At 43.0% G+C, this 24,079-nt stretch carries 22 protein-coding genes; 15 read left to right on the forward strand and 7 right to left on the reverse strand.

Features of this window, described 5'->3' with window-relative positions:
• Window positions 1-286 precede the first annotated feature (286 nt).
• Complete coding sequence (locus P4361_RS16170; RefSeq protein WP_328090078.1) at window positions 287-1,189, reverse strand: LysR family transcriptional regulator; 903 nt, start codon at window positions 1,187-1,189, stop codon at window positions 287-289.
• Window positions 1,190-1,308: 119 nt separating this feature from the next.
• Here P4361_RS16170 and gltB point away from each other — a divergent pair, with 119 nt between their 5' ends.
• The gene (gltB, locus tag P4361_RS16175) at window positions 1,309-5,874 is read left to right on the forward strand and encodes a glutamate synthase large subunit (RefSeq protein ID WP_328090079.1); all 4,566 of its coding nucleotides are present in this window, start codon (window positions 1,309-1,311) and stop codon (window positions 5,872-5,874) included.
• 17 nt (window positions 5,875-5,891) lie between these two features.
• On the forward strand, window positions 5,892-7,373 hold the full coding sequence (locus tag P4361_RS16180) for a glutamate synthase subunit beta (RefSeq protein ID WP_328090080.1): 1,482 nt from the start codon (window positions 5,892-5,894) through the stop codon (window positions 7,371-7,373).
• A 164-nt stretch (window positions 7,374-7,537) separates the two neighbouring features.
• Here P4361_RS16180 and yhfH read toward each other — a convergent pair whose 3' ends face one another.
• Entirely contained in the window at window positions 7,538-7,666 is a 129-nt protein-coding gene (yhfH, locus tag P4361_RS16185) for a protein YhfH (protein ID WP_082315898.1), read from the reverse strand.
• 216 nt (window positions 7,667-7,882) lie between these two features.
• Here yhfH and P4361_RS16190 point away from each other — a divergent pair, with 216 nt between their 5' ends.
• The gene (locus P4361_RS16190) at window positions 7,883-8,818 is read left to right on the forward strand and encodes a manganese-dependent inorganic pyrophosphatase (RefSeq protein WP_328090081.1); all 936 of its coding nucleotides are present in this window, start codon (window positions 7,883-7,885) and stop codon (window positions 8,816-8,818) included.
• Window positions 8,819-8,945: 127 nt separating this feature from the next.
• Complete coding sequence (locus tag P4361_RS16195; RefSeq protein WP_328090082.1) at window positions 8,946-9,641, forward strand: YukJ family protein; 696 nt, start codon at window positions 8,946-8,948, stop codon at window positions 9,639-9,641.
• A gap of 41 nt (window positions 9,642-9,682) precedes the next feature.
• Here P4361_RS16195 and P4361_RS16200 read toward each other — a convergent pair whose 3' ends face one another.
• Entirely contained in the window at window positions 9,683-10,375 is a 693-nt protein-coding gene (locus tag P4361_RS16200; RefSeq protein WP_328090083.1) for a CAP domain-containing protein, read from the reverse strand.
• 181 nt (window positions 10,376-10,556) lie between these two features.
• Between P4361_RS16200 and P4361_RS16205 the strand changes: the two genes are divergently transcribed.
• Window positions 10,557-11,693: an NADH-dependent flavin oxidoreductase gene (locus P4361_RS16205; protein ID WP_328090084.1), complete on the forward strand. Its 1,137-nt coding sequence runs from the start codon at window positions 10,557-10,559 to the stop codon at window positions 11,691-11,693.
• 269 nt (window positions 11,694-11,962) lie between these two features.
• Here P4361_RS16205 and P4361_RS16210 read toward each other — a convergent pair whose 3' ends face one another.
• Window positions 11,963-12,967, reverse strand: coding sequence for a zinc-binding dehydrogenase (locus tag P4361_RS16210; protein ID WP_328090085.1), 1,005 nt, complete (start codon window positions 12,965-12,967; stop codon window positions 11,963-11,965).
• Window positions 12,968-13,354: 387 nt separating this feature from the next.
• On the opposite strand from P4361_RS16210, the gene P4361_RS16220 reads away from it, so the two are divergent.
• Window positions 13,355-14,209 carry a VOC family protein gene (locus P4361_RS16220; protein WP_328090087.1) on the forward strand — a complete coding sequence of 285 codons (855 nt, stop codon included), beginning with the start codon at window positions 13,355-13,357 and terminating at the stop codon, window positions 14,207-14,209.
• 46 nt (window positions 14,210-14,255) lie between these two features.
• On the opposite strand, the gene P4361_RS16225 is transcribed toward P4361_RS16220, so the two are convergent.
• The gene (locus P4361_RS16225; protein ID WP_328090088.1) at window positions 14,256-14,840 is read right to left on the reverse strand and encodes a YitT family protein; all 585 of its coding nucleotides are present in this window, start codon (window positions 14,838-14,840) and stop codon (window positions 14,256-14,258) included.
• Window positions 14,841-14,978: 138 nt separating this feature from the next.
• Here P4361_RS16225 and glsA point away from each other — a divergent pair, with 138 nt between their 5' ends.
• Window positions 14,979-15,908 (forward strand): glutaminase A, encoded by a 930-nt coding sequence (glsA, locus tag P4361_RS16230; RefSeq protein ID WP_256227000.1) that lies wholly within the window; start codon window positions 14,979-14,981, stop codon window positions 15,906-15,908.
• Between the two features lie 126 nt (window positions 15,909-16,034).
• Window positions 16,035-16,853, forward strand: coding sequence for an adenosylmethionine decarboxylase (gene speD, locus P4361_RS16235; RefSeq protein WP_328090089.1), 819 nt, complete (start codon window positions 16,035-16,037; stop codon window positions 16,851-16,853).
• A 127-nt stretch (window positions 16,854-16,980) separates the two neighbouring features.
• Here the strand turns inward: speD and P4361_RS16240 are convergent, their stop codons facing one another.
• Window positions 16,981-17,172 (reverse strand): alpha/beta-type small acid-soluble spore protein, encoded by a 192-nt coding sequence (locus P4361_RS16240; protein WP_053354233.1) that lies wholly within the window; start codon window positions 17,170-17,172, stop codon window positions 16,981-16,983.
• 189 nt (window positions 17,173-17,361) lie between these two features.
• Between P4361_RS16240 and P4361_RS16245 the strand changes: the two genes are divergently transcribed.
• The 4 genes from P4361_RS16245 to P4361_RS16260 all read left to right on the forward strand — a co-directional run bounded on the left by P4361_RS16245 (window position 17,362) and on the right by P4361_RS16260 (window position 20,714).
• A complete protein-coding gene (locus P4361_RS16245) occupies window positions 17,362-17,931 on the forward strand; it encodes a nitroreductase family protein (RefSeq protein ID WP_062232237.1) in 570 nt (189 codons plus the stop codon).
• A 114-nt stretch (window positions 17,932-18,045) separates the two neighbouring features.
• A complete protein-coding gene (locus P4361_RS16250; RefSeq protein WP_328090090.1) occupies window positions 18,046-19,032 on the forward strand; it encodes an aldo/keto reductase in 987 nt (328 codons plus the stop codon).
• 94 nt (window positions 19,033-19,126) lie between these two features.
• Entirely contained in the window at window positions 19,127-19,489 is a 363-nt protein-coding gene (locus P4361_RS16255; protein WP_256226955.1) for a MerR family transcriptional regulator, read from the forward strand.
• Window positions 19,476-20,714 carry a multidrug effflux MFS transporter gene (locus tag P4361_RS16260; RefSeq protein ID WP_328090091.1) on the forward strand — a complete coding sequence of 413 codons (1,239 nt, stop codon included), beginning with the start codon at window positions 19,476-19,478 and terminating at the stop codon, window positions 20,712-20,714. The genes P4361_RS16255 and P4361_RS16260 overlap by 14 nt, the downstream gene beginning before the upstream one ends.
• Before the next feature lie 13 nt (window positions 20,715-20,727).
• Here the strand turns inward: P4361_RS16260 and P4361_RS16265 are convergent, their stop codons facing one another.
• Entirely contained in the window at window positions 20,728-21,042 is a 315-nt protein-coding gene (locus P4361_RS16265) for a hypothetical protein (RefSeq protein ID WP_328090092.1), read from the reverse strand.
• A gap of 171 nt (window positions 21,043-21,213) precedes the next feature.
• On the opposite strand from P4361_RS16265, the gene P4361_RS16270 reads away from it, so the two are divergent.
• Genes P4361_RS16270 through P4361_RS16280 form a run of 3 tightly spaced genes read left to right on the forward strand, consistent with a single transcriptional unit; the run spans window position 21,214 to window position 24,020 of the window.
• Complete coding sequence (locus P4361_RS16270) at window positions 21,214-22,440, forward strand: acyl-CoA dehydrogenase (protein WP_328090094.1); 1,227 nt, start codon at window positions 21,214-21,216, stop codon at window positions 22,438-22,440.
• A gap of 26 nt (window positions 22,441-22,466) precedes the next feature.
• Complete coding sequence (locus tag P4361_RS16275) at window positions 22,467-23,240, forward strand: SDR family oxidoreductase (RefSeq protein WP_328090095.1); 774 nt, start codon at window positions 22,467-22,469, stop codon at window positions 23,238-23,240.
• 27 nt (window positions 23,241-23,267) lie between these two features.
• Entirely contained in the window at window positions 23,268-24,020 is a 753-nt protein-coding gene (locus P4361_RS16280; protein ID WP_091005801.1) for an SDR family NAD(P)-dependent oxidoreductase, read from the forward strand.
• The last annotated feature ends 59 nt before the right edge of the window (window positions 24,021-24,079 follow it).

Raw genomic sequence — 24,079 nt, forward strand, 5'->3', positions numbered from 1 at the left:
ACACTTTTATGCAGATTTAGGAAGAATTAAAGAGAAAGTTTTACAACAAGAAAAAGTTTGCGAATTACAACAGGTGGTAATATATAGATACATTTAAAAATAAAGGTCGTTTAATAGATGCAGTGGTTTCAATCATTTGTAAAGAGGAGGTATTGGCTTGAAGTACAAAGTAAAAGATTGGCTCAGACTGACTCCCCGTGAGAGATACTTGCTTTTGTACGCTGTTGCCCTGCTTCAAAAAGAACAAAGAGCGGTATAAAGAAAAAGCTGCACATGGCAGCTTTTTTTACTGATATTGCTCAAGTTTAGAGAAGAAATGTATAACAAAGTCGTAAAACACATTTTCAGCCGGTGCCAATTCCCGTTTCTTTGGTGTAATAAGCCCAACTGTACGCTGAACAAGCGGAAAGTCAATGGGCTTTTTTACGGTGTAGCGAGGAGTGGTTTCATAGAAAGAACTATCGGGTAATAAGGTTACACCCATTCCTGCCGTAACCAGCCCTTTGATCGCATCCATATCTTCCCCTTCAGAAGATATGATAGGCGAAAAACCGGCTTCTTTACAGGCATTAATGACTACTTCCTGCAGCACATAGCCTTCAGGAAACAAGACGAAACGGTCATTTCTTAAATCACTTAAAACCAAGCTGCTTTTATCTGCCTTTGGATGGTCAGCTGGTAACAATGCGGAAATTCTTTCCGTAAAAAGGATGTGGCCTTTAACATCAGGTTGATTTACTGGAACTGGCCCTAAAAACGCTAGATCAATATCCCCATTTTTCACAGCATCGATTAAAAAATGATAAGATCCTTGACGCAGGTGAAAAGCGATGTTCGGATGCTCTTCTTTAAACGCTGAAATAATAGTAGGCAGAAGATGGCTTGCGAGGCTGGTCGGAAAACCGATCTTGATTGTACCTCGTTCGGGATCCAAATATTCTTCGATTTGTTTTCTTGCATAATCTATTGCTTTTAATGCAGTGGATGCATGGGTCAAAAAAAGTTTTCCTACAGGGGTCAGCTTTACATTTCTGCCTTCTCTCTCAAACAGTTCGACATTTAATTCTGCTTCCAGGTTGGCAATTTGCCTGCTGACTGCGGACTGTGCCACATGCAGATGCTGTGCCGCCTCGGACACGTGCTCTCGCTCTGCCACCTCGATAAAATAGTACAATTGACGAAGTTCCATTTTGATACCCTCCAGCAATCATTCTCAAAAACAGATTAATCTTATCTAAATTATATATTGTTTGGATGAATTATTAAACCTACACTATAAAAAAGACATTTGAAACGGGGGAGCGAACAATGACATTCCATAACTTACCAAAACCACAGGGCCTCTACCGTCCGGAATTTGAACATGATGCATGCGGTATTGGCTTATACGCCCATATTAAAGGATTAGCTACCCATGATATTGTAAAAAAAGGTTTAAGTATGCTTTGCCAATTGGATCACCGGGGAGGGCAGGGAAGCGACCCGCTAACCGGAGACGGTGCTGGACTTATGGTACAGCTTCCACACGAGTTCTTCAAAAAAGCATGCCCTCAATTCGATCTTTCTGAAAAGGGAAGATACGGAGTTGGCATGATGTTTCTTCCAAAAGACGAAAACGAACAGCAATCCGTTAAGAATAAATTAAACCAAATCATTGAACAAGAAGGCCAAAGCCTCATTGGATGGAGAAGTGTGCCTGTAATTGACGGAAAAATCGGAACTATCGCACAAGAAAGCTGCCCATCCATTCATCAGGTTTTTATTAAAGCCTCAGATCATACCAAGAATGAACTGGCGTTTGAGCGCAAACTGTATATCATTCGGAAACTAGCAGAGAAATGGGGAAAAGAAAACCAATTAAACTTTTACTTCTCTAGCCTTTCTTCATCCACTATTGTATACAAAGGGCTTTTGACACCTGAACAGGTAGATGCATTTTACCGGGATCTAAATGACCCTTCTTTTGTTTCAGCATTCGCTTTAGTGCATTCCCGTTTTAGCACAAATACATTTCCGAGCTGGGAAAGGGCTCATCCAAACCGGTACCTCATCCATAATGGCGAGATTAATACGTTAAGAGGCAATATTAATTGGATGAAAGCGCGTGAACAGCAATTTGCTTCTGAGGCTTTTGGAGATGACTTGGAAAAACTGCTTCCGATACTTGATACAGAAGGCAGTGATTCCTCCGTACTTGATAACGCTCTTGAGTTTTTTGTACTGGCGGGGAGAGAACTTGCACATGCAGCCATGATGCTGATTCCTGAACCATGGTCTGAAAATCCTCATATGACAGATGAAAAAAAAGCTTTCTATGAATATCATAGCTGTCTTATGGAGCCGTGGGATGGCCCCACAGCCATTTCTTTCACAAACGGCCGCCAAATCGGCGCCGTACTTGACCGAAACGGTTTACGGCCAGCGCGCTATTACGTAACAAAGGATGACTATATTATTTTCTCATCCGAGGTTGGGGTCATTGATGTAGAACCAGAGAATGTACTCTACAAAGATCGGTTAAGCCCAGGAAAAATGCTCCTTATTGATCTAGAAAAGGGAAGAATTGTTTCAGATAAAGAAATTAAAACTGAACTTTCCCATGCCAAGCCTTATCGCTCATGGCTTGAGGAAAATCTGATCCATCTGGACAGCGGCTCACATGAAGAAAGTGCTGAATCAGTTGATCAGCTCGTACTCCGGCAGAAGGCGTTTAGCTACACCCATGAAGATATTCATAAATACTTGATTCCTATTATCACAGAAGGAAAAGATCCGGTGGGATCCATGGGGAATGATACACCTTTAGCTGTGTTGTCAGACCGCCCCCAATCATTGTTCAATTATTTTAAACAGTTATTTGCACAAGTAACAAATCCGCCGATCGATTCTCTTCGTGAACAAGTCGTTACATCAACAGTCAGTTATTTAGGAGCGGAGGGCAATCTGCTTGAAGCGAACGCAGCTAGCTGCCGTCGTATCCAATTGGATACCCCGATCCTATCAACCGGAAGATTCACCCAATTACAACAAAATGTCTGGCCTGAATTTTCGAGCAAGACTCTGCATACACTTTTTTCTGAAGATTTGGAATCCAGTTTGAATCAATTGTTTTCGCAAGCAGAAAGAGCGATTGAGGAAGGACATACTCTTCTCATCCTTTCAGACCGTGAAATGAATGATAAGAACATCCCGATGCCGGTTCTGTTATCAACAAGCGCACTCCATCATTATCTTGTTCGAAAAGGACTTCGAACGAAAGTAAGCATAATTGTTGATTCCGGGGAAACCAGGGAAGTCCATCATTTTGCAGCACTCATTGGCTTTGGAGCAGACGCCATTCATCCTTACCTTGCTTATGCTACGTATCATCAGGCAATTATTGATGGCCATCTGTCCGTTTCTTTTGATCAAGCTGTTCAAGGTTATATTAAAGGAGTGACAGACGGTGTCGTTAAAGTGATGTCTAAAATGGGCATCTCGACGATCCAAAGTTATCGAGGAGCTCAAATTTTTGAAGCGGTCGGCATCGGCCAAGAAGCCATTGACCGATACTTTACTGGAACGGCATCTCAGCTTGATGGCATCGATCTTCAAACGATGGGCCTTGAAGCCATACGGCGCCATTCTAAGGCTTATCGGGAGACAATGGAGGAAACGCTTGAATCCGGCAGTGATTTTCAATGGAGGAAGACAGGCGAGCATCATGCCTTTAATCCTAAAACTATTCATACATTGCAATGGGCCTGCCGAAAAAATGATTACAGCCTGTTCAAACAGTATTCTAAGGCGGCAAACGAAGAACGCCTTAACTTTTTAAGGAATTTATTCTCCTTCCCTTCAGAAGACCGAGCTGTCCCAATCGAAGAGGTTGAGTCTGTTGAAGACATTGTGCGCCGGTTTAAAACAGGAGCAATGTCGTTCGGTTCTCTAAGCCAAGAAGCACATGAAGCATTGGCTATTGCCATGAACCGCTTGGGCGGAAAAAGCAACAGCGGGGAAGGCGGAGAGGATCCAAGCCGCTTTATATTGGATGAAAATGGTGATTCGCGGCGAAGTGCGATTAAGCAGATCGCTTCAGGACGATTTGGCGTGAAAAGCCATTACCTCGTCAACGCTGATGAACTGCAGATCAAGATGGCTCAAGGAGCGAAACCTGGGGAAGGCGGCCAGCTTCCTGGAAACAAAGTATATCCATGGGTAGCAGATGTGCGAGGATCAACGCCTGGGGTAGGACTGATATCTCCTCCTCCGCACCATGATATCTATTCCATTGAAGATTTGGCACAGCTCATTCATGATCTAAAGAACGCAAACCGTGATGCGCGTATTTCCGTTAAGCTCGTTGCGAAAGCAGGTGTAGGAACGATTGCTGCAGGCGTTGCAAAAGGAGCTGCCGATGTAATAGTGATCAGCGGTTACGACGGAGGGACAGGTGCATCACCCAAAACAAGCATCAAGCATACGGGACTGCCTTGGGAGCTGGGATTGGCAGAAGCCCATCAAACGTTAATGCTGAACGGATTGCGCGACCGTGTGGTATTGGAAACCGACGGCAAGCTAATGACTGGCAAAGATGTAGTACTGGCAGCTTTACTGGGAGCAGAAGAATATGGTTTTGCTACAGCTCCACTCGTTGTTCTTGGCTGTGTCATGATGCGTGCCTGCCACCTGGATACGTGTCCGGTAGGGGTTGCTACACAAAATCCAGAGCTGCGGAAAAAATTTATGGGCGATCCAGATCATGTTGTCAATTACATGCGCTTTGTAGCTCAGGAAGTCCGTGAGATCATGGCTGAACTTGGGTTCAGAACGATGGACGAGATGATTGGCCACAGCGAAATACTCAGCGTTTCAGAACGTACGAAAAACCATTGGAAAGCCAAACAATTGAACTTGGCCAATCTGACACATACTGTAGATGGTTCTGTCAGAACGTTCCAGACACCGCAAAATCATAAGATCGAAGAATCCTTGGATATGAGAGAGATACTTCCAGCCATCTCTAAGGCTTTGGAGCGTCAAGAACAAGTGAATCTATCGTTTCAGCTGAATAATACAAATCGTGTTGCCGGAACTATCTCCGGAAGTGAAATCTCAAAGATATATGGAGAGAACGGACTTCCCGAAGATACCGTCAATCTGCAATTCTACGGTTCAGCGGGCCAATCCTTTGGTGCCTATATCCCGCGCGGCATGTCACTATATTTAACTGGTGACGCAAATGATTACGTAGGAAAAGGACTATCTGGCGGAAAAATAACGGTATCTGCCCCGAAAGAATCTGATTTTCTATCGGATACAAACGTTATCGCTGGGAATGTTGCCTTCTATGGTGCAACAAGCGGAGAAGCGTACATCAATGGATCTGCAGGAGAGCGTTTTGCTGTGCGGAACAGCGGAGCAAATATTGTTGTAGAAGGCATCGGTGATCATGGATGTGAATATATGACCGGCGGAAGAGTGGTCATTCTTGGGGAAACCGGCAAAAACTTCGCTGCTGGTATGTCTGGGGGGACTGCCTACGTTCTGGCCAGTGAAAAAGAACAGTTCATATCGTTATGCAACAAGGACAGTGTTGAATTTGAAGCTTTGCAGGCTGATCAGGAAGAAGCAGAGGTTAAAAAGATGATTTTGAGTCATTATCATTATACGCTTAGCTCAAAAGCAGCTTTTATCCTCAGCAACTGGTCACAGTACAGAAAACAATTTGTCAAAGTTATTCCTAAAGATTATAAGGCGATGATCGGTCTGATCGAGGAACAAAAAGAGGCAGGGTTACAACATGATGAAGCCGTAATGAGTGCCTTTTTAGAAACATCATCTCTAAAAAAAAGTACCCCGGTCAAAAAAAAGACTCAGTTAATTCTTAATTAGGAAAGGGGAGAGGACGAATGGGAAAAACAACAGGATTTATGGAATATGCGAGAGAAGAAGCCAAAGAACGGAATCCTCTCACACGCTTAAAAGACTGGAATGAACATACAGAACTGATGAGTGATGATACCCTTCACCGCCAAAGTGCGAGGTGTATGGATTGTGCAACACCATTTTGCCATATTGGCATGGAGATTAGCGGGATGACCTCTGGTTGTCCCATCCATAACCTCATTCCTGAATGGAACGACCTGGTCTACCGCGGCAGATGGAGAGAAGCGCTTGACCGGTTAATAAAGACGAACAACTTTCCGGAATTTACCGGTCGCGTCTGTCCAGCGCCATGTGAAGGTTCATGTACAGTTGAAATCTCTTCACCTGCAGTAACCATTAAGAACATTGAGCAGGCCATCATTGATAAAGGTTTCGAAAACGGCTGGATCCAACCCCGGATCCCTCACAGACGAACCGGCAAAAAGATTGCTGTTGTGGGCTCCGGTCCAGCCGGTTTGGCTGCCGCAGATCAGCTCAACCAAGCAGGACATTCCCTCACAATCTATGAAAGAGCAGAACGTGCCGGAGGATTGCTTACCTATGGTATTCCAAATATGAAGCTTGAAAAAGATATCGTAGAACGCCGAATTCAGTTACTCAGTCAAGAAGGAATTGACTTTGTGCTGAATACGGAGATTGGAAAAGACATCACTTCTGAAGAACTTAAAGATCAGTACGATGCGGTCATACTTTGTGTCGGTGCCCAGAAGCAAAGAGATCTGGAACTCGATGGCCGAGAAGCGAAAGGTGTTCACTTCGCTATGGACTATCTTACAAAGTCAACACAGCATCTGCTGAATCAGCGTCAATCTGATGAAGCATTCATCGATGCTAAAGACAAAGATGTTATCGTAATTGGAGGTGGCGACACAGGTGCAGACTGTGTTGCAACAGCTCTACGTCAAGAGTGCAGAAGCATCGTTCAGTTCGGAAAGTATCCTAAACTTCCAGAAGCAAGGACACCTGATAACATGTGGCCTGAACTGCCTAACATTTTTACAATGGATTATGCCTATGAAGAAGCACAGGCGAAATTCGGTGAAGATCCGCGGCAATATACGGTACAGACGAAAAACATCGTGGCAGATGGGGATGGAAACTTAAAAGAACTTCATACGGTTCAAATGCAATATACAACGAACGAGCATGGACAGCCCGAACTAATAGAAGTTCCTGGTACAGAAAAAGTATGGCCAGCCCAGCTCGTATTTATAGCGATTGGTTTTGATGGGCCTGAACAGGCGCTGCTTCAGCAATTCGGTGTGAAAACAGAGAATCAAAAGATTTCCGCAGTACATGGTGATTATCGCACAAACGTAGAAGGTGTGTTTGCCGCGGGTGATGCAAGACGCGGACAGAGCTTAATCGTATGGGCGATCCAGGAAGGCAGAGAAGCTGCACGCGAAGTAGATAAGTATTTGATGGGCAGCACAGTATTGGTGTAATGAATACCGTTTAGAATACCGTCTTCCTTTTAAGGCAGGCGGTTTTTCCTGTGGATAAGAATCTATTTTTCTAGTAAAACTGTTTAACCAGCAAAAAATACCCTGCACCTTTTCCTCGGTAATCAGGGTATTATCCGTAACGCACATTCATCATTTACAATCACCTATGCTTCATGTAGTCCCATGCATCTTTCACATTCATAAACGTATGATTCATGCTGTTCTTCAATCGTTTTTCCGCATTCCCGGCATTGCTTCTTAGGTAAATTACGATAAAATTCCAACGTCAACATTCAGCATTACCTCCTGTTTTTGAATTAAATTCATTGTATTATAACAGATACAAATAGTCAACATCTGTTATAGAATTATTTTGAAACACTACTAAACTCCTAGATATTCCATATTAGCTTATTTGTAAGTTCTGTTTTACCCTTACGTCAGTAAATGCTAAAATATAAAACGAAAAGGGAAAGTATACCGAGAATTATTGATAAAGGAGAAGGATTATGGAAAAAGTATTGATTTTTGGACACAAGAACCCGGACACCGATACCATCTGCTCAGCTATCGTGTATGCTGATCTTAAAACGAAACTGGGATTTAAAGCAGAACCTGTGCGTTTAGGAGAAATTAATGGTGAAACACAATATGCCCTTGAGCAATTTAAGGCGGAAATGCCTCGTCTGGTTGAAACTGTAGCAAACGAAACGAATCAAGTTATTCTCGTTGACCACAATGAGCGCCAGCAAAGTGCATCTGATATCGAAAAAGTCCGCGTGCTTGAAGTCATTGACCACCACCGCATCGCAAACTTTGAAACAAGTGATCCACTTTATTACCGCGCTGAACCTGTAGGATGTACCGCAACCATTTTAAACAAAATGTACAAAGAGCATGGGGTTGCTGTTGAAAAAGACATCGCAGGCCTAATGCTGTCCGCTATCATTTCTGATTCCCTTCTTTTTAAATCTCCAACCTGCACAGAGCAAGATATCGCTGCTGCACAGGAACTTGCGGAAATCGCGGGTGTAGATGCAGAAAGTTATGGTTTGGAAATGCTGAAAGCGGGAGCAGACTTAAGCGACAAATCTGTAAGCCAGCTCATCACTTTAGATGCCAAGGAATTTCAGATGGGCAGCAGCAAAGTAGAAATTGCACAAGTAAATACGGTTGATACAGCTGAGGTATTTGAGCGCAAGGCAGAAATCGAGGAAGCCATCAGCCAAGTTGTCCAAGATAAAGGACTCGATCTGTTCTTGTTCGTTGTGACTGATATTTTAACAAACGATTCAACAGGGCTTGCAATCGGAAGAAAAGCTGCAGCCGTAGAACAAGCTTATAATGTGAACCTTGAACATAATACAGCTGTTCTTAAAGGTGTAGTATCCAGAAAGAAACAAATCGTTCCAGTTTTAACAGATGCCTTCAGCCGTATCCAATAAATATGATAAGACAGCGTTACACCTAGGTGTAATGCTGTTTTTTGTCTAGTCAATAAAGGGATTGCAATGCAACTTGGCGAAAGGATTAAAGGACAAAATTTATGGCCCAAGAGGCGGGAGGTTTCTCATGGCAGTTAAAAACTACGGCTTGCTGAAGGGAACGGTCATAGAGTCTCGAATGGAAAGGGATTTAGATACTCCTCATTATCAGATTCATGCAGTGGACGAAAACAGTGTGCATTATCGTATAGCGGTTAACGTCATGTCCAGCTCAGAAAACTCCGAGGTTCTTTATCTGGTTAATGAAAATTTCAATTCATCTCTTACTGAAAAATTAACACAGCTTCCTGAAACCTATTTGCCGCTGGGGAATGAAAACAGGGAACTTGCTATTGATTACATCAGGGACGGGCTCTTTGATCCTTCTTTAATGAAACCCCTGCCAAACGACGCAACAGGACCAGACAACGATTTAAACGATATACTTGATCATTACATTCAGAAAGCCATTTCTGAAAAAGCATTCATTTATGTATATGGGTCCAAATTCGGACCTGAATCACAGCCGGATAAAGTATTTGGTTTTCAGCCAACAAACGGGATGCACAACATACACATGAACCAGGGGAATGAAGACAAGCAGAATGAAAGAGATTGGGCAGGTGATAACGGAACTTGGCACGATGGGGCGTTATTCCTGCAATTCGAGAATCAATGGACGGCCATTTTTCTTGCCTTCTTATCCCAATCATGGTGTACAGATGAACGAGGCTACCCAACCAAGATGTGCCAACACGATGATACAATCAGTAATCAAATATAACAAAGAGAACAGCCGATTTTATAGGCTGTTCTCTTTTATTTTTACTTTTTTATGAACTCCTGGGCCCAGAAATCCTCATTATCCGTATATCCAATACCAATATGAGTATAGTCGGGATTAAGGATATTCTTGCGGTGTCCTTCACTGTTCATCCAGTCATTGACCACTTGTTCTGGAGACTTCTGGCCCACAGCAATATTTTCTCCGGCAGAACTGTACGGGATATCCATTTTATCCATCAGTTCAAAAGGGGATCCATGTGTTGGGCTGTTATGTGAGAAGTAATTATTTTTCTCCATATCGTTTGCTTTTACTTGCGCAACGTTGGTTAATGAAGGATCCCATTTTAAATCGGAAAGCCCATACTTTCTTCTCTCCTGATTCGTTAGCTCTACGACCCGCTGAATCATCTCCTGGCTATAGCCCTGATTTCCTGAAGGAGGAGCTGCCGGAGGAACTGTTCCATTAATTTCCGGGTTGGTTTCCATGCTCATATCTGGATTGTTGTAGGAAATGTTTTCTCTTTGGACCTTTTCTTTCTTTCGTCCAGCTTTCAACTGGTACGGTATCTTTTCTTTCGTTAAATATCCATTTCCTGTTTTCATCATATTTTTATTAGCCATTCTTTTATGCTGCTGATCCTGGCCCAGTTCATTCTTCTTCATGTTATTGCATCCGCTGCTGAAAACAAGAATACATAAGAAGGCCATCGGTATTGAAATTGCTTTTCTCACAGAGACTGCTCCTTTACACCTTATTAGTTCTTAACTAAAAACGTTTTTAGTATTTCACGAAATAAGAAAGGCATACTAAGCCATGTAAATTTAACTGCGGGCACTTTTAATGCATAAATTACTTTTTAAAAGTATGATGGGTAGGAAAGAAGAAACAAGAAACAAGAAAAGGAGTGCGTTCATGAACAACACATACCAAAAATTATTAGAGCCTTATACATTTGCAGATGGATTTTCAGTGAAAAACCGTATCGTTATGGCTCCAATGACCAATTTTTCTTCCAATCCAGACGGAACAGTGACTGATGAGGAAGTTAAATATTATGTACGCCGTTCAAAGGGAGCAGGCTTGGTGATTACAGCCTGCGCATATGTTACACCAAGCGGCAAGGGATTTCATGGTGAGTTCGGAAGCCATAGTGATGATATGATTCCAAGTTTAAGAAAGCTTGCTTCCAGCATAAAAAAACAGGGAGCAAAGGCCATTCTTCAAGTTTTCCATGGCGGGCGAATGTGTCCTCCTTCGCTGGTACCCAATGGAGATGTGGTAAGTGCCAGTGCTGTTCCTCCAGAACAGAAAACACCTACTGGTGAACAGCCAGTACCACGTGAATTGACCCATTCAGAGATCGAAGAAATCATCCGTGACTTTGGCGAATCTGCACGCAGAGCGATTGAGGCGGGCTTTGACGGAATCGAAATTCATGGAGCAAACGGATATTTAATTCAACAGTTCTTTTCTCCGCATTCAAACCAGCGTGATGACCAATGGGGAGGAAGTTTGGAAAAACGTATGGCGTTTCCGCTGGCAGTTATTGATGCAGTAACAGCCGCTGTCCAGACACATGCCAAAGAGCCTTTCCTGGTGGGTTACAGACTTTCACCTGAAGAACCTGAAACCCCTGGAATTACGATGGATGAAACGTTAGGATTAATGGATGAACTTGTGAAAAAGAAACTGGACTATCTTCATGTATCACTTATGGATTTCTGGTCTGTTCCAAGAAGAGGTGTAGACGATAATCGCTCTCGAATGGAGATCATCCAGGAAAGAGTCGGAGATCAGGTTCCCGTGATTGGGGTGGGTTCCATTTATACAGCAGAGGATGCGTTAAAAGCCTTGAATACCGGAGTCCCCTTTATTGCTTTAGGCAGAGAATTAATCATTGATCCTGATTGGGTACAAAAGATCGAAGAGGGAAGAGCCTCTGAGATTGAAACGAAATTAAGAAAAGACGCTCAAGAAGAGCTCGTCGTTCCTGAACCACTCTGGCAGGCCATCATGAATACACCAGGGTGGTTTCCAATAGAAAATTAAAATAAAAGCTCTGTTAGTCCATGTTGTTGATTTTTAGTGGGGTGTGATTGAACAGCCTACTGAAAAGCAGAAGGGAATAAGCAAGCTTTTTCCTTTCTGCTTTTCGGGCGCTTCATTTGTTTCACAAATCAGTTCTTATTGGAGAAAAAGACTTGAGGGCCTCTTTTAAGCATCAGTATGCGATGTCCAATATGATTGAAAATCAACAATTTGCTTTAACAAAGGCAAAATAAAAAAGAAGCCCGGTTTGATTTCCGGGGCTTCTTTTTTTAATCGGATAGGCTGTTGATCCTAAATCCTATTTTTCCAAATTGTTCAGCTTTATTCAAACGCTCAAAAGCATGCTCAAATTGATTTAAATCAAACATTTTATCAACAATCGGCCTGATTTTATGTTTGTTAATAAATTGAATCATTTCATTGAATTCTTCACTGCTGCCCATCGTAGTTCCGAAGAAGCTATATTGTCCATAGAAGAATTTTCTTAAATCAAACTGAATCTGGTCACCGGCTGATGCACCAAATGTTACGATTGTGCCTCCTGTACGCAACTGATCCAATGATTTGTTAAAAGTTGCTGCACCCACACTTTCAATCACAAGATCCATCTTTTGGTTATCAAGCTGCCGGTTCCAATCCTCATTGCTGTTTATCGCCTGAACGGCACCTAATTTGCGTGCTCTTTGGCCTTTTTCTTCAGAACGGGAAGTCACATATACTTCGGCATTAACTGCTTTTGCAAATTGCAGCAGGAAGGTAGCCACACCGCTGCCTATCCCGGGTATAAGAACCTTTTGATGTTCTTTCAGTCTACCTCTGGTAAAAAGAGCTCTGTATGCCGTCAACGCGGCTAATGATAAGACTCCCGCTTCTTCCCACGTTAAATGTGCTGGTTTAGGCACGGCATTTTCAGCCGGAACAGTCACCTTTTCTGCAAAGGTTCCGTGAAAGGGGAGTCCTAGTATTTCAAAACCTTCCGGCGGTGCATCACTTTTTTCCTTCCAGCCGAGCCCCGGGTTAATAATAACCTTATCTCCGACAATCACGTTGTTTACGCCATCTCCAACAGCTTCAACAATTCCTGCTCCGTCTGATCCTATGATTAAAGGGGGATCCGATGGCTGGTGTCTTTCCATCACAAACAAATCACGGTGATTTAAGCCTGCGGTTACTAATTTAATTCTTACTTCTCCAGGTTTTGGGCCTTTTTCCTCAAATTCAGTAAAGACGAGTCCTGATAAACCTTTTTGATTTTTATGAACAAGTGCTTTCATGATAGCCTCCCATTCCACTAAATTTAGTTACAACAAGTGTATCAAAGGAAATCTTCATTGTCTTTTACCTCGTATTGATTTCATAGGGTAAATGAAAACTTTACACCTTAATACTACAAAAAAGGGAGATGAGATTTTCAATGTATCACCAAAAATTTTTGATAATTCATAACCATCAGCCTGTCTCTGCAATCATACGTTTTGCTACAATGCAGGCGGACTTCAGTTAAATTGGTAAAAAATTATCTTGAAGATGAAGGATCTCAAAATTATGCCGTATTGATGGAATGGAAAAATCCGTTTATAACTTGATATTTTCTTCTAAATATATAATAATAGTAACAAACTTACTTTTTGTATGTTACAAAACATAAAGGAGCATATAAGATGAACTTTCACACACGTCCGCACACTTTTGTAGAACACGTTCAATTAATCGTGGAGGATTTGAATCGATCCCTATCTTTTTATCAAGATATATTAGGTTTTTCTGTTCTTAAAGAAGAAAGGGGAATCGTTTTCTTAACACTGGATGGCCACAACTCTATCTTATCTGTCGTGCAGCCTGAAAATGCGAAACCAAAACAGCCCCGAACAACAGGATTGTATCACTTTGCACTGCTTCTCCCAAACCGTAAAGAATTAGCCAAAGTGCTGCATCACTTTATTAATATTGGTTATCCACTTCAGGGCGCATCGGACCATCTTGTGAGCGAAGCATTATATTTGGCTGATCCGGATGGCAACGGAATTGAAATATACGTAGACCGTGATTCAAATGAATGGAAATGGGAAAATGGACAAGTGGAGATGACTACGGAGCCTCTTGATGCAAAAGGGCTGTTAGCTGAGAGTGACGGCTCCACCTATGAAGGGCTGCCAAAAGAAACCATAATGGGCCATCTGCATCTGCATGTATCTGATTTACAAGAAGCAGAATCATTTTATTGTAAAGGGTTAGGTTTCGAAGTTGTTCTTCGTTATAGCAACCATGCATTATTTATCTCAACCGGCGGTTATCATCACCATCTCGGTTTAAACATCTGGAACGGCCAAGGTGCACCTGCTCCCGATGAACACCGCGCAGGATTGAAACAGTTTACTGTGGTTTATCCGTCAGCTGAAGCAAGAGATGAAGCCGCAGACCGGCTTGGAAAATTAGGTTATCATGTCCAGCAACTTGATCAATTTCTTTTTGTAAAAGATCCTTCAGGTACTCTGATGGAATTAGTGATAGATTAACATAAAGTAAATCAACCCATCGTCTTTTTGCAGACGGTGGGTTTCTTCATTTTGTGCCCCATACGACGATGGACTTAAAGGAGGTCAAAAAGGCTGTTACAGCTCCGGCGGTCAAAATGGTGATAAAAGAAAAAAGCAGGCGGCTGTCATGGAGAATGATCATACCTGCCGAAATAATGACAGCATCCATGATGATCATTAAGAACCCAGCGTTAACGAGATACCATTTTGAAAGCAGAAGTGCTAAAAGATCCAAGCCTCCTACACACGTATTGTGCCTCATCATGATACCGATTCCAGTTCCGATTAAAGACCCGCCGATCAAAGCACTCACAAAAATCCGCAAATGAAACATTTGCTGTATGGGAAGCAGGAAGTCAATAATAATCGAAGAAATGAGCATTCCAAACAGGCTGTTAAAAAAATAGGACTTATCAAATCGAAGGGCTAACAGAAAAACCGGTGCACTTAGAATAATAATGGTCAAGCCAACTTTTACACCAAGTGTATAGTTAAGCAGCAGTGCCAAACCAATAAATCCTCCGTTCAAGATATGCATGGGCAGGATGAAGCCATTAATGCCAATTCCCAATAAAGTACTGCCGCAGCCGATGGCGAGCCATTTCATCATAGTATCTTTCATCTCCGAACAATGGTTTTTTACTACCATATGTACGAGCTTAAGAATTATGTTTCACCGGATGATAGGAGTATTATCCGGCTTACGATTGCTCAAACTACCCATATGTTGAACAATCGGAGAGCTGCCATGATTTGTCGTTCTAGTAAAGAGCTTAATCAATTAGTATTGGAAGCCAAGGACTGCACGAAGTTCGGTAAAGTAGCAGATTACATACCTGCACTGAAAAAAGCAGATCCTGATGACTTATCTGTCGCCATCTATCACCCTGATGGTACATGTTTATCCGCAGGAGATGTACAATTGAAGATAACGCTTCAAAGCATTTCTAAAGTGCTGGCTCTCGCCCTCGCATTAATGGACTGCGGCGAAGATGAGGTATTTTGTAAAATCGGGTATGAGCCTACTGGAGATCCTTTCAATTCCATCGTAAAGCTGGAGGTCAGTAAACCTTCGAAACCGCTAAATCCTATGATCAATGCAGGAGCACTGGTCGTAACTCACATGGTTAAAGGACATTCGGTCCATGAGAGGTTTGAACGTCTTCTTCAATTTGTCAGGAAGCTGGCTGGGAATCCTTCCATCTCTCATTGTGAAGAAGTTGCTCTATCAGAGTTTGAGACCGCACATTTAAACCGTTCACTTTGTTATTTTATGAAGCAGCACGGCATCATTAATGAAGATGTGGATGATCTCATCTACCTTTATACAAAGCAATGCGCAATAGAAATGAATTGCCTTGATTTAGCGAAAATTGGCCTTGTTCTTGCCCTTGATGGTATTGACCCATTGACGAATAATAGGTTAATCCCCACGCATATCGCTCGGATCTGCAAGACTTTAATGGTGACGTGCGGCATGTACAATGCTTCCGGCGAATTTGCCGTAAGAGTTGGGATTCCCGCGAAGAGCGGTGTTTCTGGAGGAATCATGGGTGCCGTGCCCAATCGGTTCGGCATCGGGATCTTTGGTGCGGCACTTGATGATAAAGGAAATAGCATAGCCGGACTTAAAATTCTGGAGATGCTTTCTAAACGATACGATCTAAGTATGTTTTAGGACGAGCTATTTTACAGCCTTATTTACAATAGGGCTGTTTTTTTATGTCGAATGGAGGGTATCTTAACAATATTTGATGGAGTAAATGCTTAAATACAATACTTTGCTAATAAGGGGAAATCATTCATGAGCCGAACACATGAGCAGCGAATTCAATTGCACGGTTTTAATAACCTGACCAAATCATTAAGCTTTAATATGTACGATATTTGTTACACGAAGACAAGGAAAGAGCGGGAAGCCTATATTGATTACATCGATGAAGAATACAGCGCTGAGCGGTTAACCGGCATTCTTCAGAAAGTGTCCGACACGATTGGCGCGCACGTATTAAATATCGCTAAACAAGACTATGTTCCCCAAGGAGCCAGTGTAACATTATTAGTTTCTGAAGGCCCAATTGTCGAAGTGCCTAATGAAAATATTGATGAAACACCGGCAGCCATGCCTGAATCTGTAGTCATGCAGCTGGACAAAAGCCATTTAACCGTTCATACGTATCCCGAGTATCATCCGGACGAAGGAATCAGCACCTTTAGAGCGGATATTGATGTTTCAACTTGCGGAGAGATTTCTCCTTTAAAAGCTTTAAATCATCTCATCGATTCCTTTGATACCGATATTATGACCGTCGACTACCGGGTTAGAGGATTCACAAGAGATATTAATGGCCAAAAACTTTTTATTGATCATGACATATCTTCCATACAAAATTTTATCAGCGAGGATATTAAAAACGAATTTGATATGATTGATTCAAACATCTATCAGGAAAATATTTTTCATACGAAATGCAAGCTGAAAAATTTTGACCTGAACAATTACTTATTCGGGTACTCAAGGGATACACTGACCGAACAGGAACAAGCGGAAATCACCAAAAGAATTACCGAGGAGATGGATGAGATCTATTTTGGAAGAAATATGAATCGGTTTTTAAAGTAGGTTTTGTAAAAGCATTTTGTTGATTTTATCAGGCCTTCTTCTATCAACCTTAATTCCAACATCATTGTTAACAAAGCGTTAAAGTGAAAAAGAGACCCGAATGGGGTCTCTTTTTTTGAAATCAACACTATCGGGGCTGATTTCCAAGCTGCTGTTCTGCCATGGCAATGAGACGTTTTGTCATCTCTCCCCCTACAGATCCATTAGCCCGTGCGGTCGTATCTGCACCAAGCTTCACTCCAAACTCATTGGCGATTTCCTCTTTCATCCGGTTTAACGCATTCTCAGAACCAGGTACCAAAAGTTTGTTTCTTGCCATGATGCAACACCCCCGCATAGAATTGAGCAGACAATGCTGCTCGTCTATTAAGGTTTCCGAAACTGAAAAAAGGCATTCGTTTTTCAGATCCTTGCAACTGTTTAAAAGTAAAACATTGGCTCCTGAAAATCAGCAGCGTTATAATGGATTCATAAATAAGCATAAGGTAGTTAAAAAGGATGATGCAGTATGGATATTTTTGAAGCGATTAAAACAAGGAGAAGCATAGGTTCGGTTAAGGATGATCCAGTTCCCGATCATCTCATCGAAAAAATTTTAGAAGCAGGAACATATGCTCCAAACCACCACCGTACGAATCCTTGGAGATTCTTTGTCATAAGCGAAGCAGGGAGAAACAAGCTGGGAGAGCTTCTGGCAGAAATCACAAAGTCTGCAATGAATGAACCACTGTCAGAAGAGGATCAGCAAAAATTGGAGAGGGTAAAGAAAAAACCTCTTCGTGCACCGGTTATTATTGCCGTAGGAGTAGAGCCGGGAGATCACCAAAAAGTGATTCATAAGGAGGAAACAGCAGCTGTCAGTGCCTCTATTCAAAATATGCTGCTTGCTGCCCATGCGCTCGGTCTTGGGGCAGTTTGGCGCACAGGCACGATTTGTTATGACGACAGAGTAAGGTCTTATTTCGGCCTCTCAGACAAAGGTGAAATGGCTGGATTTATCTATCTTGGCTATCCAAATAAAGCGCCTGCGGCTATCAAAAAACAACCCTATCAGGAAATCACCGAGTGGTTAAAATAGTCGATTACAACACGAAGAGAAGCCAACACGTTTCTCTTCGTTTTTTTATGGAGGAAAACAGGGTAAAGGTACTTTGTATGAATTGGTTTGACTAAATGAGAAAGGATGAACAATGTGCAAAAAAGAAAACTAGGCAATGAGGGTTTGGAAGTCTCATCCCTTGGATTGGGCTGCATGGGCATGTCGGACTTTTACAGCGGACAAGATGATCAGGAGTCACTAAAAACCATTCACCATGCACTTGAATTAGGTGTAAACTTCCTGGATACCGCTGATATGTATGGTGTTGGCAAAAATGAAGAATTGGTAGGTGCAGCGATCAGTGATCGCAGGAAGGATGTCATCCTTGCTACAAAATTTGGCAATGTAAGGGGTGAAGACGGTTCCTTTTTAGGTGTAAACGGACATCCGAAATATGTGAAAGAAGCTTGTGAAAACAGTTTGAGGCGGCTTGGCACGGATTACATTGATCTCTATTATCAACACAGAGTCGATCCAGGCATCCCTATAGAAGAAACGGTGGGGGCAATGTCGATTCTTGCTCAGGAAGGGAAAATACGCTATCTGGGCCTTTCAGAAGCTTCTCCTGAAACCATTCGGCGTGCACATGATGTCCATCCCATTACAGCCGTACAAACTGAATATTCATTATGGAGCCGGGATGTTGAAGAACAAATACTGCCTGCGATCCGGGAGCTTGGCATCGGATTTGTTCCCTACAGCCCACTCGGCCGAGGCTTCTTAACAGGCCAGATCAAAAGATTTGAAGACTTGGCTGAGGATGACTACCGCCGGTTTTCCCCAAGGTTTCAAGGAGAAAACTTTCAAAAGAACTTAGATCTTGTTGAAAAAATAAAAGAGATCGCTTTAGAAAAAAGCTGCAGTACATCACAGCTGGCTATAGCCTGGCTACTTGCCCAAGGTAATGATATCGTCCCAATTCCCGGAACAAAGAAAACCGGTTATTTAGAAGAAAATGTTGGGGCAATAAAGGTTGAACTGACACAATATGACGTCAGCCGGATCAATGAGGCTGCACCAAGGGGAGCGGCTGCAGGTGAACGATATCCTGAAGCAGGAATGAAAGGTGTAAACCTATAAAACAGAGTACGCAAATAAATGGCGGCTTACTTCATAAGGAGGAGCTGCCATTTTTGTGTTAAGATAGGTTCATTATTATAAAGCAGGTGTTTTCATGAAAAACAGATTCTCCATTGGCCAGATGGCTAAACTTCACAACATCCCCGTTAAAACGCTGCGCTATTATGACGAAATCGGTTTATTTACGCCAGTTAACGTTGACCCCGTTTCTGGTTATCGCTATTACTCCATTGAGCAATTCGAACTGTTGGACATCATTTATTATTTAAAATCTATGGGAGTCCCACTCAAGCAGATCAAGCTCCAGCTCGAAAAACGAAACCTGGATTCATTCCTGGACATTCTTCAGAAACACAAAGAAGATGCTGAAGAAAAAATAAGAGAGCTGGAATCGATCAGTAAGAGGCTTGAACACCGAATAACCGAATCGAAAGGGAAGAGCCATGAATCAAACTAATCCAGAAAATTCACCTTATTCAGCTATTCAACAATCCAGCACATCCAAAAGGCTCTGGCTTGCATTAATTTTAGGCTCGATGACGGCCATCGGTCCATTATCCATTGATATGTATCTGCCTGCTTTACCTAATCTAACAAAAGAGCTGAGTACCACCTCTTCAGCCGCACAGCTCAGTCTCACTGCCTGCTTGTTGGGGATTGCCGTGGGGCAATTGTTTGTAGGTCCTATCAGTGACAGAAGAGGAAGGAAGAGCCCGCTGCAGATCGCCCTGGGGCTATATGCCGTATCTTCTTTGCTCTGTGTTTTTGCTCCAAATATCAGTATTCTCATTTTCCTTAGATTTGTTCAGGGAGCTTCAGGAGCCGGTGGCATTGTCATATCCAGAGCCATGGTTCGAGATCTTTTTTCCGGCCCGGATATGACGAAGTTCGTTTCTTTATTGATGCTGATTAACGGTATCGCTCCGATCCTGGCTCCTGTGGCAGGAGGACAATTATTGCAGTTCACCTCATGGAGAGGCGTGTTTATTGTTCTTTGTGCCTTAAGTCTGCTTATGCTGCTTGCTGCCTTCTTTGGTTTGCAAGAAACGCTTTCAGCAGAGAATCAGACATCTGGCGGGATCAAACAGACGCTTACGACGTACAAAAAACTGCTGAGTGACCGTGTTTTTATGGGGTATGCAGCCTCACAGGGGCTTGTCATGGCAGCTATGTTCGCCTATATTTCAGGATCTCCTTTCGTCATTCAATATGTGTTCGGTGCCTCACCACAAGCGTTCAGTGTGTTTTTTGCAATCAATGGAGTTGGAATTATCATCGCCAGCCAGATTGCTGGAAAACTTGCAGGAAAAGTCAGCGAAACGGCACTATTGCGAAGCGGGTTGCTGATTGCGTTAGGAGGCAGTATCCTAATGGTCATCGTAAGTCTTGCAACGAAAAGCTTATTCGGCTTGCTCATTTCCTTATTTTTAACGGTATCCAGCGTAGGAATCGTCAGTACGGCCAGTTTTTCACTCGCTATGCAGAATCAGCAAAAGGCAGCAGGGAGTGCTTCTGCGCTGCTAGGGCTGCTGCCTTTTATACTTGGTGGTATTGCAGCACCATTGGTTGGGCTCTGGGGAAGTAATCCTGCTGGTTCAATGGCTTTTATCATTGCACTGTGTGAAGCAATAGCTTTTGTTTTATATTTCTTTTTAACGAAAAAAGTGAAAGAAAACGTGTAAAAGCCAGTCCTTTTTAGGATTGGCTTTCTCTTTTATAGAGACTTATGCTTCCATTTTGTTTGATGAAAAAGACATGGTCTCCCTTCTTTATAGAATTAAAATCCAGTAACGAAACAGAAACAGCCTGGCCTGATGAAAGGCGAATGGTATAGTTGGGCAGGCTTTGAATATTTGTTCCTCTTTCTACCGCTTTTTCTGAGTAATCCTTTTCAAGCACACGGCCTTCAAATTTAGAAAATTTAAACTGTCCCTGTACAAAGTCTGACCACGCGAAATAAAGAAAGAAGACAGCCACGGTCCACAGAATGATGATCTTTGGTTTGCTCAAAGCTTCCACCTCCGGGATTAGTATTTCCTATACTTGAATTAATTACATAAAGGACTTTTTTATTAATTTTTTGAATAATAAGTTTATTTTATTGATAATTTTACCGAAAAGAGTATACTTTAGATAATCTAACATACCGACCGGTTAGTAAGTTGAGAGGAGATGAAGATTTTGGATTTTTCGTATTCTGAAAAAGTGAAAGACTTGCAGAAAAGGATCATCTTTTTTATGGAACAGTATGTATATCCGAATGAGGCTCTTTATGAAGAACAGCTTAATAAGCAAAAGGACCGATGGAGCGCAGTTCCGCCGATAATGGAAGAATTGAAAGTAAAAGCGAGAAAAGAAGGCTTATGGAATCTGTTCTTGCCTGACAGTGAAGATGGAGCTGGACTTACCAGTCAGGAGTATGCCCCGCTATGTGAAATTATGGGACGATCCCTCATTGGGCCAGAAGCCTTTAACTGCAGTGCACCTGATACAGGAAATATGGAGGTACTTGTCCGCTATGGAACGGAAAAACAGAAAGAGTCGTGGCTCAAGCCCCTTTTAGAAGGGACGATCAGATCCTGTTTTTCCATGACAGAACCCGAAGTCGCTTCCTCGGATGCCACGAATATTGAAGCACGCATTGAAAAGGATGGAGATGAATATGTCATCAACGGACGGAAATGGTGGTCATCCGGAGCCGGGGATCCTCGATGCAAAATTGCTATCGTGATGGGAAAGACCAATCCAGGTGCGAACCGGCATGAGCAGCAATCCATGATTCTTGTGCCTTTGGATACCCCTGGGGTGAAGGTGGAAAGGATGCTTTCCGTTTTCGGTTATGATCATGCTCCGCATGGACATGGAGAAATCACATATGAAAATGTACGAGTGCCGGCTGAGAATATCATCTGGGGTGAAGGGAAAGGATTTGCTATCGCTCAAGGAAGGCTTGGACCGGGAAGGATCCATCACTGCATGCGGCTGATCGGAGCAGCAGAAAGAGCGCTTGAAGAATTATGTAAGCGCGTTCAAAAACGGACAGCCTTCGGAAAACCAATTGCAAACCAAGGAGTAATCCGTGAATGGATCGCTGATTCAAGGATTGAAATTGAACAAGCCAGGCTCCTGACCTTAAAAGCAGCATATATGATGGACACTGTCGGCAATAAAGAAGCCAAGACAGAGATCGCTATGATCAAAGTTGTCGCACCTTCAATGGCGCTGCGCGTGCTGGACCGCGCCATTCAGGCTTTTGGAGGAGCAGGGGTCTCTGACGACTTTACACTTGCTGCCCAGTGGGCGAATGCAAGAACATTAAGGCTTGCTGACGGTCCTGATGAAGTCCACCGAGCACAGCTAGCAAGACTAGAACTTAAAAAATACCCGCAAGAACTGTTGGTCCAATAGAATTTTCAAAGAAAGAGGGCAGAAACATGAATGTACTCAAGCTGTTTGATTTAACAGGTAAAACAGCGATCATTACAGGCGGAGGAAGGGGATTAGGGCAACAGATTGCCGAAGCGTTCGCTGAAGCAGGCGCCAACGTTGTTCTCTGTTCCAGAAAAGTTGAGGCCTGTGAGCAAGCAGCTCAGAAGTTAAAGCAACTCGGAATAAAGACACTCGCCTTGAAGTGCGATATCTCAAATCCGGAAGATGTTCAATCTGTGATCGATCGAACGCTGCAGGAATTTGATTCCATCGATATTCTCGTCAATAACAGCGGAGCGACATGGGGCGCACCCGCCGCAGAAATGCCATATGAAGCATGGAAAAAGGTGATCGACGTAAACGTGACAGGCACATTTTTAATGAGCCAGGCTGCAGGGAAAGTGATGATAGAACAGAAATCAGGCAAAATCATCAATATTGCCTCTGTTGCGGGACTTGGGGGCACAGATCCGCGTTATATGGATACGATCGGCTACAACACGAGCAAGGGAGCAGTCATAACTTTCACAAAGGATCTTGCCGTGAAATGGGGGCAGCACAATATTAATGTGAACGCGATAGCTCCAGGATTTTTTCCAACCAAAATGTCGAAAGTGCTCATTGAACACGGAAAAGATGCCATTCTAGAGGGGACGCCTCTCAACCGTTTTGGCAGTGATGATGATCTTAAAGGAGCCGCTCTTTTCCTTGCATCAAATGCTTCTAATTATGTTTCAGGAGACGTGCTGATTGTAGACGGCGGGGCACATGCCTTGTAAAGACAGAAGCAGGGAAGGGTTGAAGTTATGAGACTGCAGGGAAAAACAGCGGTGATTACAGGCGGAGGAGGGGGCATCGGCCGGGCTGCTGCTCTTCTTTTTGCCAAGGAAGGCGCCAAGCTGGCCATCGCTGACGTGAAAGAAGACTTTGGGGAAGAGACCGTTCGTTTAATTAGAGAACAAGGTGGACAGGCCATTTTTATCAAAACAAATGTTACAGACTCTAAGCAGGTAAAAAAGGTGATCGACGCGGCCATTAGCGAGTTTGGGGCTCTGCATATTTTGTTCAATAATGCCGGTATCGGAAACCCTGAGGTAAAAAGTACAGATCTTCCTGAAGAAGAATGGGACCGCATTGTTGATATCAACTTAAAAGGGGTCTTCCTCGGAATCAAACATGGCGTTCCGGAACTGATCAAAGCCGGAGGAGGAGTCATCATCAATACTTCGAGCTTGCTTGGACTTAAAGGGCAGAAATACCTATCCGCTTATAATGCATCAAAAGGCGGAGTTATCCTGCTCACTCAGAACGCCGCACTTGAATATGGCAGACATAACATTCGAGTGAATGCCGTTGCTCCAGGAGTTATCGATACGAGCATCATCGATAACTGGAAGAACAATGAAAGAAAATGGCCGATCATCTCTACCGCCAATGCTCTCGGGAGGATCGGAAAACCTGAAGAAGTGGCAAGAGCGGTGCTGTTCCTCGCTTCAGATGAAGCATCATTTATTACAGGAGCCACTTTATCTGTGGATGGCGGCGGGCTGATTTTTTGAGTGTTTTTTAGAACGGGCTTCACTGGTATTTTTCCGACAAACTCATGACGTCAAAATTG

Source organism: Fictibacillus sp. B-59209, from assembly GCF_036216745.1.
GTDB classification, from domain to species: Bacteria; Bacillota; Bacilli; order Bacillales; family Fictibacillaceae; genus Fictibacillus_C; species Fictibacillus_C marinisediminis.

Bases quoted from the DNA above. Each gene is read 5' to 3' on its own strand.
- P4361_RS16195 (WP_328090082.1), top strand. From the start codon at position 8,946: ATGGCAGTTAAAAACTACGGCTTGCTGAAGGGAACGGTCATAGAGTCT.
- P4361_RS16205 (WP_328090084.1), top strand. From the start codon at position 10,557: ATGAACAACACATACCAAAAATTATTAGAGCCTTATACATTTGCAGAT.
- glsA (WP_256227000.1), top strand. From the start codon at position 14,979: ATGATTTGTCGTTCTAGTAAAGAGCTTAATCAATTAGTATTGGAAGCC.
- speD (WP_328090089.1), top strand. From the start codon at position 16,035: ATGAGCCGAACACATGAGCAGCGAATTCAATTGCACGGTTTTAATAAC.
- P4361_RS16245 (WP_062232237.1), top strand. From the start codon at position 17,362: ATGGATATTTTTGAAGCGATTAAAACAAGGAGAAGCATAGGTTCGGTT.
- P4361_RS16180 (WP_328090080.1), top strand. From the start codon at position 5,892: ATGGGAAAAACAACAGGATTTATGGAATATGCGAGAGAAGAAGCCAAA.
- P4361_RS16190 (WP_328090081.1), top strand. From the start codon at position 7,883: ATGGAAAAAGTATTGATTTTTGGACACAAGAACCCGGACACCGATACC.
- P4361_RS16275 (WP_328090095.1), top strand. From the start codon at position 22,467: ATGAATGTACTCAAGCTGTTTGATTTAACAGGTAAAACAGCGATCATT.
- P4361_RS16240 (WP_053354233.1), bottom strand. From the start codon at position 17,172: ATGGCAAGAAACAAACTTTTGGTACCTGGTTCTGAGAATGCGTTAAAC.
- P4361_RS16210 (WP_328090085.1), bottom strand. From the start codon at position 12,967: ATGAAAGCACTTGTTCATAAAAATCAAAAAGGTTTATCAGGACTCGTC.
- P4361_RS16170 (WP_328090078.1), bottom strand. From the start codon at position 1,189: ATGGAACTTCGTCAATTGTACTATTTTATCGAGGTGGCAGAGCGAGAG.
- P4361_RS16225 (WP_328090088.1), bottom strand. From the start codon at position 14,840: ATGATGAAATGGCTCGCCATCGGCTGCGGCAGTACTTTATTGGGAATT.
- P4361_RS16220 (WP_328090087.1), top strand. From the start codon at position 13,355: ATGAACTTTCACACACGTCCGCACACTTTTGTAGAACACGTTCAATTA.
- P4361_RS16280 (WP_091005801.1), top strand. From the start codon at position 23,268: ATGAGACTGCAGGGAAAAACAGCGGTGATTACAGGCGGAGGAGGGGGC.
- yhfH (WP_082315898.1), bottom strand. From the start codon at position 7,666: ATGTTGACGTTGGAATTTTATCGTAATTTACCTAAGAAGCAATGCCGG.
- gltB (WP_328090079.1), top strand. From the start codon at position 1,309: ATGACATTCCATAACTTACCAAAACCACAGGGCCTCTACCGTCCGGAA.
- P4361_RS16255 (WP_256226955.1), top strand. From the start codon at position 19,127: ATGAAAAACAGATTCTCCATTGGCCAGATGGCTAAACTTCACAACATC.
- P4361_RS16260 (WP_328090091.1), top strand. From the start codon at position 19,476: ATGAATCAAACTAATCCAGAAAATTCACCTTATTCAGCTATTCAACAA.